This is a genomic window from Streptomyces sp. NPDC001717, from assembly GCF_042892775.1.
In the GTDB taxonomy this organism is placed as follows: domain Bacteria; phylum Actinomycetota; class Actinomycetes; order Streptomycetales; family Streptomycetaceae; genus Streptomyces.
The window spans coordinates 305,160-319,156 of sequence record NZ_JBIAUK010000001.1 but is presented as its reverse complement, the minus strand read 5'-3'; the positions used below and the strand labels follow the sequence as shown (position 1 = coordinate 319,156).

The window sequence follows — 13,997 nt, the reverse complement described above, 5'->3', positions numbered from 1 at the left end:
GAGCTTTCATAGGCCGCACGCTCAGCGTGTGGCGTGGCGGAGCATGGCGCCGACACCGGGGCGACCGGCGTGCTTGGCGGCTCCGGGCAGCAGCGTGAGTGCGTGCAGCCGTGAGGAGAGGTGCAGTCGGGAGACCTTGGCCGCGCGCGGCCAGCCGTGTCCGTCCAGGCGGTCGGCGGTCTCGACGAAGAAGCGCTTGGCTTCCTCGAAGCGGTGGCCGGTGTAGGCCTTCGCCGAGGACTCGCTCTCGGCGTGCCGGCGGTAGCTGAAGCAGACCTCCGGGGTGGTGGCCAGGGTCTCCCCCGCCACCAGCAGGTCCACGACGAGGGCGAGGTCCTGGATGACGCCCAGGTCCGTGCGGAAGCCGAAGCGCTTGACCGCTTCGGAGCGCCAGCAGATCGAGGGGAAGTACAGCCAGTTGCCGCGCAGCAGGCTGGTGGCGAGTTCCTCGCCGCCGAGCAGGGCCCGGCCCGGGCCCTTGGGCGCGTACAGCTTGCGCTTGGTGCGGTCGCCCAGGGTGTCGTACGGCAGGCCGTCGGAGCCGATCACCCGGACACCCGGCTGGATCATCGCCGCGGTCGGCTCGCGGTCGGCGGCGGCGCGCACGACCTCCAGGTAGTTCGGGTGCATCAGGTCGTCGCAGCCCATGAGCACGAGGTACTCGTACTCGGCGAGCTCGACGCAGCGGTTGAAGTTGCCGGTGACCCCGAGGTTGCGCTCGTTGCGGAAGTACCTGACCCGGGGGTCCGCCAGCTCCTCGAACCACTCGGGGACGCCCGGCTCACGGCCGTCGTCGGCGACGGTCAGGCGCCAGTCGTCGCCGCCCTGGACCAGGACGCTGCGGACCGCGTCCTGCATCAGCGCGACATCGCCGTAGTACGGCAGCAGGATCTCGAAACGCGACATTTTCTCCGCCTAGGCCTTGGTCAGCTCACGGTCGACCAGCTCGGCCGTGCGCTGCTGGAACGCTGCGTACGCCGGGGAGCCGGGCGTGAACGTGGTGAGTTCCTCCGGCATCCGGCGGATCATCGCGAGCAGCAGCACGAGGCCGGCGCGGGTGAGGTAGACCATCGCCTTGAGCGGCGAGGCGCTCGGGCGGCCGGTGGTGCGTTCCCGCATGGCCACCGGGATCTGGCGCACGGTGAAGCCGGAGCGGGCGGCGCCCACCATGGACTCGATGGTGTCGCCGAGGTACTCCACCGGGTACCAACGGGCGAAGAACTCGATGAGGGGCCGGTTGCAGGCGCGGAAGCCCGAGGTGGTGTCGGTGAGCTTGGTCCGGGTGATCCGCGAGAGCACCACGGACAGCAGGGACATCGCCCACTTGCGCGGGCCGCGCACCGAGTAGTCGCCGGCGCCCGCGAACCGGGCGCCTATGACGAGGTCGGCATCGCCGGCGGCGAGGCGCTCCAGGAGGGCCGGCACGTAGGCCGGGTCGTGCTGACCGTCGGCGTCCACCTGGATCGCCACGTCGTAGCCGTGCTGCTGCGCGTAGCGGTAGCCGAGCCGCATCGCGCCGCCGACACCGAGGTTGAACGGCAGCTGGGCGACGGCCGATCCGGCCGCCCGCGCCACCTCGGCGGTGTCGTCCGCCGAGCCGTCGTCGACCACGAGGGTGTCGACGTAGGGCAGTTGCTGCTGGATCTCGCGCAGGACCGAGGGCAGCCCGTCCCGCTCGTTCCAGGCGGGAAGGATGATCAGAACGCGACGGCCGTCGTTCACGACTTCACCTGTGCCTCGAAAGCGCCGGAATCCTCCGTGCGCGGCGACGTATTCGGGTAACCGCCCTGCTGGACGAGATGCGCGCGGATCAGCGCGACGTCCTCCGCCAGGGTGCGCGTCTCCGCTTCCAGCCGGCTGGTCTCCCAGCTGAGGTGCAGACTCACCATCAGGACCAGTACGAAGCCGACGAACAGCACCAGGCTCACACCGGAGGCGACACCGAGGGCTTTGGCCACCGGGTCCAGCAGGTCCGGGACGAATCCGAGCGGGGCGACCAGCAGTCCGATCGCGAGCCATATCGCCGCGTACTTCTCCCGCAGTTGCTGGCGGCGCAGCAGCTCGAGGATGTACCCCAGCACCAGAAGTCCGGTGATGGAGGTCAGAACGGAGAGTCGCACAGCCGACGGCGCCTTTCGGGCGAAGGGGCCAACATCTTTTATAGGGGAAGCATATGGCACTGCGAATGACGCAAACGGGGCTCGGAAGGTTGCCTTCCGAGCCCCGTGGACGGCGTGCGCGTGAAGACGATCAGCCGCGCCGGCTCACCGCTCGGAGGGCAGTCGCAGCAGGTCGGCGAAGGCCGGACGGGTGATCGCCTCGGCGAGCTGGGACCGCCAGTCGGGCAGTGGTTCCAGCCCCGCGGCGGACCAGCCGTCGTGACCAAGGACACTGAAGGCGGGCCGAACGGCGGGACGCACGAAGGCCTCGGACGTGGTGGGCCGGATCCGCTCCGGGTCGAGCCCGCCCAGCCGGTACGCCTCACGGGCCAGCCCCATCCACGTGGTGCGGCCGCTCGCGGTCCCGTGGTAGACCCCGCCCGGCGCCTTGCCGTCCTGCGCGGCGAGGCCGAGCTCCACGAGCCGTCGGGCCAGCGCGTAGGACCAGGTGGGCTGGCCGTGCTGGTCGTCGACGACGTCGAGGGTGTCCCGCTGCGCGGCCAGCTTCAGCATGGTGGCCACGAAGTTCGGACCGTGCTCGCCGTACAGCCAGGCCGTCCGCACCACGTAACCGTCCCGCGGCAGCAGTTCGGCGACGGCGCGCTCCCCGACCAGCTTGGAACGACCGTAGGCGTTGACCGGACCGGTCTCGGCGTCCTCGCGGTACGGCTCCGAAGCGTCGCCGGGCAGCACGTAGTCGGTGGAGACGTGCAGCAGCCGCGCCCCGGCGGCCGCGCAGGCCCCCGCGAGGACCCGTACACCCGTGCCGTTGACGGCGGTGGCGGCCTCCTCGGCCGTCTCCGCTCCGTCGACGTCGGTCCAGGCGGCACAGTTCACGACGACGGCGGCACCGTCGACGGCGGCCCGGACGGCGTCCGGGTCGGTGATGTCGAGGTCGGCGCGGCGCAGGCCCACGGCCTCGATGCCGGCGTCCTTCAGGACGGCCAGGACGTCCTGGCCGAGCATCCCGGCGGCGCCGGTGACGAGCCAGTACCCGGATCGCGTCTCGGTGCTCACTTCTGCAGGGCCGCCTTCGCCTTCAGCGGCTCCCACCAGGCACGGTTCTCGCGGTACCAGTCGATGGTGGCCTTGATGCCGTCCTCGAACGTGACCTGCGGGGCGTAGCCCAGCTCGGCGCCGATCTTGCCGATGTCGATGGAGTAGCGGAGGTCGTGGCCCTTGCGGTCCTCGACCCGCTCGACCATCTCCCAGCCGAGGCCCGCGGCCTCCAGAAGGACGCCGGTGAGCTCCTTGTTGGTGAGCTCGGTGCCGCCGCCGATGTTGTAGACCTCGCCGGCCCGGCCCTTGCGCATGGCCAGGTCGATGCCGCGGCAGTGGTCGGAGACGTGCAGCCAGTCGCGGACGTTGCCGCCGTTGCCGTACAGCGGGACCTTCTTGCCGTCCATCAGGTTGGAGACGAACAGCGGGATGACCTTCTCCGGGAACTGGTAGTGCCCGTAGTTGTTGGAGCAGCGGGTGACCACCACGTCCATGCCGTGCGTGCGGTGGTACGCCAGCGCCAGCAGGTCGGACGACGCCTTGGACGCGGAGTACGGGGAGTTCGGCACCAGCGGCCACTCCTCCGTCCAGGAGCCCTCGTCGATCGAGCCGTAGACCTCGTCGGTGGAGATGTGCACGAAGCGGCCGACGCCGTGCTTGCGGGCGGAGTCCAGCAGGACCTGCGTACCGACGACGTTGGTCATCACGAACGGACCCGCGCCGGCGATCGAGCGGTCCACGTGGGACTCGGCGGCGAAGTGCACGACCACGTCGTGACCGGCCATCACCTGGTCGACGGCCTCGGCGTCGCAGATGTCGCCCTTGACGAAGCGGTATCCGGGGTGGTCCGCGACCGGGGCGAGGTTCGCCTCGACACCGGAGTAGGTCAGCTTGTCGAAGACGGTGATCTGCGCCGTGGCGTCCGCACCGAGCTGCTGGCGAACGAATTCTGAACCGATGAAGCCGGCACCGCCGGTCACGAGGATGCGCATAATACGAAGAGTCTAGCCGCCTGCCGAACGTCACATGCCGTGCGCGCGGCTCCCCCACGGCCTCTCGCATAGGGTTCTCCCCATGCGTGGAATCCTCTTGGCCGGTGGCACCGGATCGCGACTGTGGCCGCTGACGCGGGCAGTCTCGAAGCAGCTGCTCCCCGTCTTCGACAAGCCGATGATCTACTACCCGCTCTCCACTCTGGTGATGGCGGGCATCAGCGAGATCCTGATCATCACGACCCCGGACGACCGGTCCCAGTTCGAGCGACTGCTGGGCGACGGCTCGCAGTTCGGGCTGCGGCTGGAATACGCCGTCCAGGAGCGCCCGGAGGGCATCGCCCAGGCCTTCGTCCTCGGCGCCGACTTCATCGGCGACGAGTCCGTCGCGCTGATCCTCGGCGACAACATCTTCCACGGCAGCGGCCTCGGCACCCGCCTCGCGCAGCACACCGACGCCAAGGGCGGGCGGGTCTTCGCCTACCCGGTGGCGGACCCGACGGCGTACGGCGTCGTCGAGTTCGACGAGAAGGGCCAGGCCATCTCCATCGAGGAGAAGCCGGCCAAGCCGAAGTCCCGCTACGCGGTGCCCGGTCTGTACTTCTACGACAACCAGGTCGTGGAGATAGCCAAGGGCTTGAAGCCCAGCGCCCGCGGCGAGCTGGAGATCACCGCCGTCAACGACGCCTACCTCCAGGCCGGCGAGCTGAACGTGACCATCCTCGACCGGGGTACCGCCTGGCTCGACACCGGCACCTTCGTCTCGATGGTCCAGGCCTCCGAGTTCGTCCGCGTGATCGAGGAACGCCAGGGCTTCAAGATCGGCTGCATCGAGGAGGCGGCCTGGCGGGCCGGCCTGATCGACTCCGCGCAACTGCGCGAACTGGCCGAACCGCTGACCAAGAGCGGCTACGGCGACTACCTGCTGCAGCTGCTCGCCGAGGAGGACGCCCGATGAAGTTCCGTGAGCTCTCCATCGAGGGCGCCTTCGAGATCACCCCGCAGCTGCACGGCGACCCGCGCGGCCTGTTCACCGAGTGGTACCGCTTCGACCGGCTGGCCGAGGTCGTGGGGCACCCGCTGAACCTGGCGCAGGCGAACCTCTCGGTCTCCTCGGCCGGCGTGGTCCGCGGCATCCACTTCGCCGACGTCCCGCGCGGCCAGGCCAAGTACGTGACCTGCGTGCGCGGCGCCGTCCTCGACGTGATCGTGGACCTGCGCGTCGGCTCCCCGACCTTCGGCCGGTGGGAGGGCGTCCGCCTCGACGACGTGGACCGCCGCGCGGTCTACATCCCCGAGGGCCTGGGCCACGGCTTCTGCGCGCTCAGCGACGACGCCACCCTCTCCTACCTCTGCTCGGAGACCTACAACCCGACCGGCGAGCACTCCGTGCACCCGCTCGACGCCGACCTGGGCATCGAGTGGCCGGCCGAGGTCCCGCTGCTCTCCGCCCGTGACGAGGCCGCACCGTCGCTGGCCGACGCGATCGCGACCGGGCTGCTGCCCGACTACGCGGCCTGCAAGGAGTTCACCGAGTCGCTCCGCGTGAGCTGACCCGCGGGCGCACCCGCGCGAAGAGGGCCGCATCCCGTACGCCCGGGATGCGGCCCTCCGTCGTACCACCGCCCGACCGGCCGCCGTCAGTGGACGACGGAGAAGCTGCGCCACGGCAGGCTGCCGGTGGCCGTCACGTTCGAGGTGGCCGTCGGGATGTAGATCCCCGGTGCCTTCTCGCTCTTCTGGCAGTCCGGCGTCCGATACATGACCACGTCGACGAGGGTGTTGTTGTAGACGTGGGACGCGCCGCGCGGGAGCCCGATCTTGTGGCAGCCCTGGACGGGGGTGTTCGAGTAGCTGAGCAGGACCGGGGAGTCCTCGGCCCGGAAGCTGAGCTGGCCCACGGTGGTCTTGCCGGTCGAGCAGGCCGTTGCCGTGAGCAGCAGCGCCGCCCCGGTGATGACGCCGACGTACCGGAGCCTGGCTCCTCCGATTTCACGCATGGTGCTCGGTCCTCGTCTCTGCGGTGGTGTCTGCCTCTACCGCAGCCTCACCCGCCGCGCGCCGTCGGGCATCCGCAGCGCACCCGAAGGGATGACGGCTCGACCGGTGGCGGTCGTTCCCCCCACACGCCGAAGGGCCCCGCCCCACCGCCGAAGCGGTGGGACGGGGCCCTTCAGTGCAACTTGGTGCTCGTCGAACGAGCTACCAGGTCAGAACACGAATTACTTCGTGATCTTGGTGACCTGGCCGGCGCCCACGGTACGACCACCCTCACGGATGGCGAACTTCAGGCCCTCCTCCATGGCGACCGGCTGGATCAGCTGGACCGACATCTCGGTGTTGTCGCCCGGCATGACCATCTCCGTGCCGGCCGGCAGGGTGACGACACCCGTGACGTCCGTGGTACGGAAGTAGAACTGCGGGCGGTAGTTGTTGAAGAACGGGGTGTGACGGCCACCCTCGTCCTTCGACAGGATGTAGGCCTGGGCCTCGAACTCGGTGTGCGGGGTGACCGAACCGGGCTTGATGATGACCTGGCCGCGCTCGACGTCCTCGCGCTTGATGCCACGGAGGAGCAGACCGACGTTCTCACCGGCCTGGCCCTCGTCGAGCAGCTTGCGGAACATCTCGATACCGGTGACCGTGGTGGTGGTCTTGGTCTCCTTGATACCGATGATGTCGACGGTCTCGTTGACCTTCAGGACACCACGCTCGATACGGCCGGTGACGACCGTACCGCGACCGGTGATCGTGAAGACGTCCTCGACGGGCATGAGGAACGGCTTCTCGGTGTCACGCGGCGGGGTCGGGATGGCCTCGTCGACGGCGGACATGAGGCCGAGGAGCTTCTCGCCCCACTCCTTGTCGCCCTCGAGCGCCTTCAGCGCGGAGACGCGGACGACCGGCAGGTCGTCGCCCGGGAACTCGTACTCGGAGAGCAGCTCACGGACCTCGAGCTCGACGAGCTCCAGGATCTCCTCGTCGTCCACCATGTCGGCCTTGTTCAGGGCGACGACGATGTACGGAACGCCGACCTGGCGGGCCAGGAGCACGTGCTCCTTGGTCTGCGGCATCGGGCCGTCGGTGGCGGCGACCACGAGGATCGCGCCGTCCATCTGCGCGGCACCGGTGATCATGTTCTTGATGTAGTCCGCGTGACCCGGGCAGTCGACGTGGGCGTAGTGACGCGCCTCGGTCTGGTACTCGACGTGCGCGATGGAGATGGTGATACCGCGCTGGCGCTCCTCAGGAGCCTTGTCGATCTGGTCGAAGGCCGAGGCCTCGTTCAGGTCCGGGTACGCGTCGTGCAGCACCTTGGTAATGGCGGCCGTGAGGGTCGTCTTACCGTGGTCAATGTGACCGATGGTGCCGATGTTGACGTGCGGCTTAGTCCGCTCGAACTTCGCCTTCGCCACGGGGGTCCTCCTGGAGAGTGGTTCTGTACGCCTTACAGATCGGCGCCAGGTGATCTTTGCTGGAAAGCCGGCCGGTCCCCGGGGCAACGGGAGTGACTCCTGTTGCCCCAGAGGCTGCCGGTGACAAGCCTAAAGCGTGTACTCGGAAGAGTTACTCGCCCTTGGCCTTCGCGATGATCTCCTCGGCGACGTTCCGGGGAACCTCGGCGTAGGAGTCGAACTGCATCGAGTAGCTGGCGCGACCCGAGGTCTTGCTGCGGAGGTCGCCGACGTAGCCGAACATCTCCGAAAGCGGCACGAGGCCCTTGACGATCTTGGCTCCGTGACGGTCCTCCATGGCCTGGATCTGGCCACGGCGGGAGTTGATGTCACCGATGACATCGCCCATGGACTCCTCGGGCGTGGTGACCTCAACGGCCATCATCGGCTCGAGCAGAACGGGCGAAGCCTTGCGCGCGGCCTCCTTGAAGGCCTGCGAGCCGGCGATCTTGAACGCGAGCTCGGAGGAGTCGACCTCGTGGTAGCCACCGTCGAGAAGCGTGACGCGAACGCCCGTCATCTCGTAGCCGGCCAGGATGCCGAACTGCATGGCCTCCTGCGCACCGGCGTCCACCGAAGGGATGTACTCCTTCGGCACGCGGCCACCGGTGACCTTGTTCACGAACTCGTACGCCGGACCGTCGGCCTCGGTGATGGGCTCGATCGCGATCTGCACCTTGGCGAACTGACCGGTACCACCGGTCTGCTTCTTGTGGGTGTAGTCGTGACGCTCGACGGCCTTGCGGATCGTCTCGCGGTAGGCCACCTGCGGCTTGCCGACGTTGGCCTCGACCTTGAACTCGCGCTTCATGCGGTCGACCAGCACCTCGAGGTGCAGCTCGCCCATACCGCCGAGGATGGTCTGGCCGGTCTCCTCGTCCGAGTGAACGTGGAAGGAGGGGTCCTCCTCCGCGAGACGCTGGATGGCGACACCCAGCTTCTCCTGGTCACCCTTGGACTTGGGCTCGATGGCGACCTGGATGACCGGAGCCGGGAAGTCCATGGACTCCAGGATCACGGGCTGCTTGTCGTCACAAAGCGTCTCACCGGTGGTGGTCTGCTTCAGGCCCATCACGGCGACGATGTCGCCGGCGCCCACCGAGTCGATCTCCTCACGCTTGTTCGCGTGCATGCGGTAGATCTTGCCGATGCGCTCCTTCTTGCCCTTGACGGAGTTCAGCACCGCGGTGCCGGCCTCCAGGCGGCCCGAGTAAACCCGGACGAAGGTGAGCTTGCCGAGGTGCGGGTCGCTCATGATCTTGAACGCGAGCGCGGCGAGGGGCTCCTCGTCCGACGGCTTGCGCTTCACGACCGTGTCGGCGTCGCGGACGTCGTGGCCCTCGATGGCCTCGATGTCCAGCGGCGACGGCAGGTAGCGGACGACGGCGTCGAGCAGGGGCTGAACACCCTTGTTCTTGAACGCCGTGCCACAGAACACCGCGGTGATCGTGGGCTCGCCCTTGCCCTTGCCGGAGCCCAGGATGATGCGGCGCACGGCGGCGTGCAGCTGCTCCTCGGTCGGCTCGTCGCCGTTGAGGAAGAGCTCCATGATCTCGTCGTCGTTCTCGGCGACGGTCTCGACCAGCTTGCCGCGCCACTCCTCGGCAACCTCGGTGTGCGAGGCCGGGATGTCGACGATGTCGTACATCTCGCCCTTGGTCGCCTCGGCGGACCAGACGAGCGCCTTCATGCGGACGAGGTCGACGACACCCTGGAAGTCGGCCTCGGCACCGATCGGGAGCTGCATGACGATCGGAACCGCACCGAGGCGGTCCTTGATCATGTCGACGCAGCGGTGGAACTCGGCACCCGTGCGGTCGAGCTTGTTGACGAAGCAGATGCGCGGAACGCCGTAGCGGTCGGCCTGACGCCAAACGGTCTCGGACTGCGGCTCCACACCGGCGACACCGTCGAACACGGTGACGGCGCCGTCGAGGACGCGGAGCGAACGCTCCACCTCGACGGTGAAGTCAACGTGACCCGGGGTGTCGATGATGTTGATGGTGTGGTCGACGTCCTCGAGCGGCCAGTGGCAGGTCGTCGCGGCAGACGTGATCGTGATGCCGCGCTCCTGCTCCTGCTCCATCCAGTCCATCGTGGCAGCGCCGTCGTGGACCTCACCGATCTTGTACGACACACCGGTGTAGAACAGGATGCGCTCGGTGGTGGTCGTCTTGCCCGCGTCGATGTGAGCCATGATGCCGATGTTGCGCACCTTGGCAAGGTCAAGCGAAGTGGTAGCCATATCGGCTCAGTCTTCTCTCGGTCTCGATGTGGGTTCGGACTACCAGCGGTAGTGCGCGAAGGCCTTGTTGGACTCGGCCATCTTGTGCGTGTCCTCGCGCTTCTTGACGGCCGCACCGAGGCCGTTCGAGGCGTCGAGAAGCTCGTTCATCAGGCGCTCGGTCATGGTCTTCTCGCGGCGGGCGCGGGAGTAACCCACGAGCCAGCGGAGGGCCAGGGTCGACTGACGACCCGGCTTGACCTCGACGGGAACCTGGTAGGTCGCGCCACCGACACGGCGGGACTTGACCTCGAGCGACGGCTTGACGTTCTCCAGCGCGCGCTTCAGCGTGATGACCGGGTCGTTGCCGGTCTTCTCGCGGAGGCCTTCCATGGCGCCGTAAACGATGCGCTCGGCGGTGGAGCGCTTGCCGTTCAGGAGGATCTTGTTGATGAGCGAGGTCACCAGAGGAGATGCGTAGACCGGGTCGATGATGACCGGGCGCTTCGGGGCGGGGCCCTTACGAGGCATTCTTACTTCTCCTTCTTGGCGCCGTAGCGGCTGCGGGCCTGCTTGCGGTTCTTGACAGCCTGGGTGTCAAGCGCACCGCGGATGATCTTGTAACGAACACCCGGCAGGTCCTTCACACGGCCACCACGCACGAGCACGATCGAGTGCTCCTGCAGGTTGTGTCCCTCACCCGGAATGTAAGCGGTGACCTCGATGCCGGAGGTCAGACGCACACGCGCGACCTTACGGAGCGCCGAGTTCGGCTTCTTCGGGGTGGTCGTGAACACACGCGTGCAGACGCCACGACGCTGAGGCGAAGCCTCGAGCGCGGGGGTCTTTGTCTTCTCGACCTTGTCCTGCCGGCCCTTACGGACCAGCTGCTGGATCGTAGGCACTACTTCTCCGGTTTCTGTGTGCCGTGTAGTGAAGCTAACCTGGAACTTTGCCGACCCACGCGGTCGGGTGTGTCGGATCCTGCACGCCTTCACCAAGGTGAAGGAGGGCGCGGATCGCGGTGTGGACTTCTCGGCTCACCGTGGCGTCCTAGCGCACGCGGGAGCCCAGGGCACACCCCAGGCACAAGGTCAGAGCGTACCTACCTCACAGAGGTAGGTCAAAACAAATGCCCAGCACGAAAACACACCGGACGCAAGCCGTACGGACCGGCCAGTTCGACGGGACGGCCGGCCGGCGGCCCGACACCCGGACGCCGCAGGTCAGTCCCGGGCACGGCGACGAGCGTCGGCGGCGGGCGCCTGCACGCACGCACTCACGTACGTACGCACGCGCGTCGGCGCGTCGGCGGCGTTTCGCCCTCGGCGTCCTCCGGCTCCACGAAGGCCACCGGGAGGGCGCCCGCGCATGACCGACCCCGCTCCGCTCTCCGTGGCCCTGGAGCCGGAGCGGCTGCGCGGAACCGGGGAGTCAGGCGTCCAACGCAGCGACCAATCCGACCGCCGGCTCGCCGATCACGAGAACCGCCTCCCTCGACGCCCCGGAACGCTCCCGCCGGCCACCCGCCAGTGTGACGGCGCTCGCCGCGGTCTCCGCGGTGGCCGTGACCGCCCGGCAGATCAGCGGGCAGTGACCCGCCCCACCACCCGCAGCGGGGCGGCCCGCCCGGCGGGCCGCCTCCCGCCCGCGACCTAAACTGGCGGCTTGCCGTCGAGGAGCAGGGAGCAGGACATTGGGCACCGTGGCACCGGAGACGACCGCAGTCGAATCTCCTCCCCCCGGCCCGGACGAGCGCTCCCCCCGCCTTTCCTCCCGCCGCGCCGCCCGGGCCCGCGGCCCCCTCCTCGCCTTCCTCGTCACCTCGGCCGCGTTCTGCACGGCCTGGGTGGCGCGCGGCACCTTCCCCTTCGGCACCACCGGCCGGGCCATCAACGACCAGGCCAACCAGTACGTCCCCTTCCACCGGGCGCTGTGGGACCTGGTCCACGGCCAGGCCGCCGGCGACCTGCTCTTCAACTGGCGCGGCGGCTTCGGCCAGCAGTTCCTGTCCGACTACTACACGTACCTCGGCAACCCCTTCTCCTGGCTCGCCGTCCTCGTCCCCCGCGCCCACGTGGACCTGGCGGTCTTCGCGATCACCCCGATCACCATGGGCGCCGCCGCCGCCGTGATGACGGTGTACCTCGGCAAGTTGCACGCCGGCCCGTGGTGGCAGCGGGGCGTGCTCGGAGCCGTGTACGGCCTGTGCGCCTGGGCGCTGAGCGACGCCTCCTACATCCCGATGTGGCTGTGGGGCCTGGTGGCGCTGCCCATGCTCGGCATCGCCGTCGAGTGGTGCCTGGAGCAACGGCGCTGGCCGGGCGTGGCCCTGCTCGTCGCGCTCGCCTGGTTCGGGAACTTCTACACCGCGATGATGGCGACGATGGCCGCCTGCGTCCTGCTCGCCATCCGTCTGATCACCCTCGACATGACGGGTCGGCAGCGGCTGCGGGTCCTGTGGCGCGCCGCGACCGCCGCCGGCACGGGCATCCTCCTCACGCTCCCGCTGCTCCTGCCCTCGTTCCTCTCCAGCGGCTCGGCGCAGCCCACCCAGGCCGGCGCCTTCGATCCGGTCCGGATCGAGCTCTTCCTGGCGGGCATGCTCCCGGCGACCCACCTGTGGGGCGGCCGCCCCCGGCTGTACGTCGCCTCCCTGGGGCTCATCCTGGCGGGCTCGTTCCTCCTCAACACGCGCATCGCGAAGAAGACCCGCCTGGTCTGGGCCGCGGCGACGCTCCTCGTACTCGCCTCGTTCCAGTTCCCGCCCACCCAGTACGTGTGGCACGGCCTGGCCGTCCCGAACGGCAATCCGTACCGCGAGGCCTTCGTCTTCAGCGGCATGGTGGTGATCGCCGCCTGGCTGGCCCTGGCCAACCGGCCGCGCCCGCTCCACCTGGCACTGGTCGCGGCCCTCCTCGTCCTGGCCACGTTCGTCCTGCGCCGCGCCAACGACTTCGGCGGCTGGACCTGGCCCGCCGTCCTGGTCGGCGGCGCGGTCTCCCTCCTGTCCCTCGTCCTCCTCGCCCTGGGCGAGAAGCGCCGCCACCTGATCCCGGTGGCCGCGGTCCTCATGATCGGCGTGGTCTTCGCCGAGTCCGCGGTCGCCGCCTACAACGCGGACGTCCGCCGCGCCCGCGAGCGCTGGGCGACGCCCGTCGCCACCTCGAACCGTTCGATCACCGAGCACTTCGACGCCGTACGGCGCGTGGACGGCTGGCCCGCCTACCGGACCGACTCCGGCGCACCCCGCACCTCGTACAACGACGCACTCGCCCTGCGCTCGGAAGGCCCGCAGTACTACAGCAGCTACCTGCCCGAGGCCACGTACAAGGCCCTGGAGCCCCTCGGCTACGGCTACAAGAACGACGGCCGCACCTTCTTCGGCGCGGACAACCCGGTGCTCGACGCGATCTTCTCCATCGGCGCCCGCGTCCGCCCCGGCACCACCCCCGACACCTGGGAGGGCTCCACGTTCCCCGCGCCCCCACTCGTCACTGTCCGCACCGCCCCCCACACCTCGCCCAATCCCGCGGACAGCGTCTGGGCCCGCCAGGAGAACGTCCTCGGCGCGACCGTCTACCAGGTCCCCGAGGTCACCCGCGGCGGCAGCGCCACGGAGCAGACGTACACCGCCCGGTGCACCCCCGGCTCCGAGGCCTTCTGGTACTCCCCCGCCCTCCACGGCACCCTCACCGCCGGCGGCACCGAGCGGCCCCTGGAGGACCTGATGACCGGGGTCACCCCCCTGGGCCCGGTCCCCGCCTCGGGCCTGCTCGACGTCACCGTCCGCACCCAGACCAAGGACGCCACGGCCGGCACCCACCCCCTCGGCTGCCTGAACCGCGCGGCCCTGGACAAGACGGTCCGCGACCTCACCACCACGGGCGCGACCTCGGTCGACATCAGCGGCCACGGCATCGAGGCGACCCTCCCCCACGGCACCACCGGCACCGCCGTCCTGGCGGTGACGAACGTCCCCGGCTGGCAGTGCTCCGCCCCGATCCGCGACTTCCACGGCCTGATCTCCCTGGACCTCCCCCCGGGCACGGACAGGCTCTCCTGCACCTTCACCCCGAAGGGCCTCACCCCCGGCCTCGCGGCCGCCGCCCTGGCCCTGCTGACCCTGGTCTCGGTGACGATCGCGGCGCGCCGCCGCCGCGCCTGA

At 69.2% G+C, this 13,997-nt stretch carries 13 protein-coding genes; 3 read left to right on the top strand and 10 right to left on the bottom strand.

All coding sequences use genetic code 11. The features are described from left to right. Positions 1-21: 21 nt before the first annotated feature. The 5 genes from ACFYZL_RS01620 to rfbB form a co-directional block, all read right to left on the bottom strand. A complete protein-coding gene (locus tag ACFYZL_RS01620; protein WP_388675177.1) occupies positions 22-906 on the bottom strand; it encodes a glycosyltransferase family 2 protein in 885 nt (294 codons plus the stop codon). A gap of 9 nt (positions 907-915) precedes the next feature. After that, positions 916-1,722 carry a glycosyltransferase family 2 protein gene (locus ACFYZL_RS01615; RefSeq protein ID WP_384745020.1) on the bottom strand — a complete coding sequence of 269 codons (807 nt, stop codon included), beginning with the start codon at positions 1,720-1,722 and terminating at the stop codon, positions 916-918. Then, a complete protein-coding gene (locus ACFYZL_RS01610; RefSeq protein WP_388675174.1) occupies positions 1,719-2,120 on the bottom strand; it encodes a DUF2304 domain-containing protein in 402 nt (133 codons plus the stop codon). The genes ACFYZL_RS01615 and ACFYZL_RS01610 overlap by 4 nt, the downstream gene beginning before the upstream one ends. 144 nt (positions 2,121-2,264) lie before the next feature. Beyond that, positions 2,265-3,176, bottom strand: coding sequence for a dTDP-4-dehydrorhamnose reductase (gene rfbD / locus ACFYZL_RS01605; protein WP_388675171.1), 912 nt, complete (start codon positions 3,174-3,176; stop codon positions 2,265-2,267). Then, a complete protein-coding gene (gene rfbB / locus ACFYZL_RS01600) occupies positions 3,173-4,150 on the bottom strand; it encodes a dTDP-glucose 4,6-dehydratase (protein WP_384745016.1) in 978 nt (325 codons plus the stop codon). Before rfbB ends, rfbD begins: the two co-directional genes overlap by 4 nt. An 82-nt stretch (positions 4,151-4,232) precedes the next feature. Between rfbB and rfbA the strand changes: the two genes are divergently transcribed. Beyond that, positions 4,233-5,108 (top strand): glucose-1-phosphate thymidylyltransferase RfbA, encoded by an 876-nt coding sequence (gene rfbA, locus ACFYZL_RS01595; RefSeq protein WP_384745014.1) that lies wholly within the window; start codon positions 4,233-4,235, stop codon positions 5,106-5,108. After that, entirely contained in the window at positions 5,105-5,704 is a 600-nt protein-coding gene (gene rfbC, locus ACFYZL_RS01590; protein ID WP_388675167.1) for a dTDP-4-dehydrorhamnose 3,5-epimerase, read from the top strand. Before rfbA ends, rfbC begins: the two co-directional genes overlap by 4 nt. 86 nt (positions 5,705-5,790) lie before the next feature. On the opposite strand, the gene ACFYZL_RS01585 is transcribed toward rfbC, so the two are convergent. From ACFYZL_RS01585 to rpsL, 5 genes are all read right to left on the bottom strand, one after another. Then, positions 5,791-6,150 carry a hypothetical protein gene (locus tag ACFYZL_RS01585; protein WP_384745011.1) on the bottom strand — a complete coding sequence of 120 codons (360 nt, stop codon included), beginning with the start codon at positions 6,148-6,150 and terminating at the stop codon, positions 5,791-5,793. Between the two features lie 222 nt (positions 6,151-6,372). Further along, positions 6,373-7,566: an elongation factor Tu gene (gene tuf / locus ACFYZL_RS01580; RefSeq protein WP_384745009.1), complete on the bottom strand. Its 1,194-nt coding sequence runs from the start codon at positions 7,564-7,566 to the stop codon at positions 6,373-6,375. A gap of 151 nt (positions 7,567-7,717) precedes the next feature. Then, a complete protein-coding gene (gene fusA / locus ACFYZL_RS01575) occupies positions 7,718-9,850 on the bottom strand; it encodes an elongation factor G (RefSeq protein WP_384745008.1) in 2,133 nt (710 codons plus the stop codon). Positions 9,851-9,889: 39 nt separating this feature from the next. Beyond that, positions 9,890-10,360 carry a 30S ribosomal protein S7 gene (rpsG, locus tag ACFYZL_RS01570; protein ID WP_007265894.1) on the bottom strand — a complete coding sequence of 157 codons (471 nt, stop codon included), beginning with the start codon at positions 10,358-10,360 and terminating at the stop codon, positions 9,890-9,892. 2 nt (positions 10,361-10,362) lie between these two features. Next, positions 10,363-10,734 carry a 30S ribosomal protein S12 gene (rpsL, locus tag ACFYZL_RS01565; protein ID WP_007265893.1) on the bottom strand — a complete coding sequence of 124 codons (372 nt, stop codon included), beginning with the start codon at positions 10,732-10,734 and terminating at the stop codon, positions 10,363-10,365. An 800-nt stretch (positions 10,735-11,534) separates the two neighbouring features. On the opposite strand from rpsL, the gene ACFYZL_RS01560 reads away from it, so the two are divergent. After that, on the top strand, positions 11,535-13,997 hold the full coding sequence (locus tag ACFYZL_RS01560; protein ID WP_388675163.1) for a YfhO family protein: 2,463 nt from the start codon (positions 11,535-11,537) through the stop codon (positions 13,995-13,997).

Coding starts and splice junctions, on each gene's coding strand:
- ACFYZL_RS01620 (WP_388675177.1), bottom strand. CDS start 906: ATGTCGCGTTTCGAGATCCTGCTGCCGTACTACGGCGATGTCGCGCTG.
- rfbB (WP_384745016.1), bottom strand. CDS start 4,150: ATGCGCATCCTCGTGACCGGCGGTGCCGGCTTCATCGGTTCAGAATTC.
- rfbA (WP_384745014.1), top strand. CDS start 4,233: ATGCGTGGAATCCTCTTGGCCGGTGGCACCGGATCGCGACTGTGGCCG.
- rfbC (WP_388675167.1), top strand. CDS start 5,105: ATGAAGTTCCGTGAGCTCTCCATCGAGGGCGCCTTCGAGATCACCCCG.
- ACFYZL_RS01585 (WP_384745011.1), bottom strand. CDS start 6,150: ATGCGTGAAATCGGAGGAGCCAGGCTCCGGTACGTCGGCGTCATCACC.
- fusA (WP_384745008.1), bottom strand. CDS start 9,850: ATGGCTACCACTTCGCTTGACCTTGCCAAGGTGCGCAACATCGGCATC.
- rpsG (WP_007265894.1), bottom strand. CDS start 10,360: ATGCCTCGTAAGGGCCCCGCCCCGAAGCGCCCGGTCATCATCGACCCG.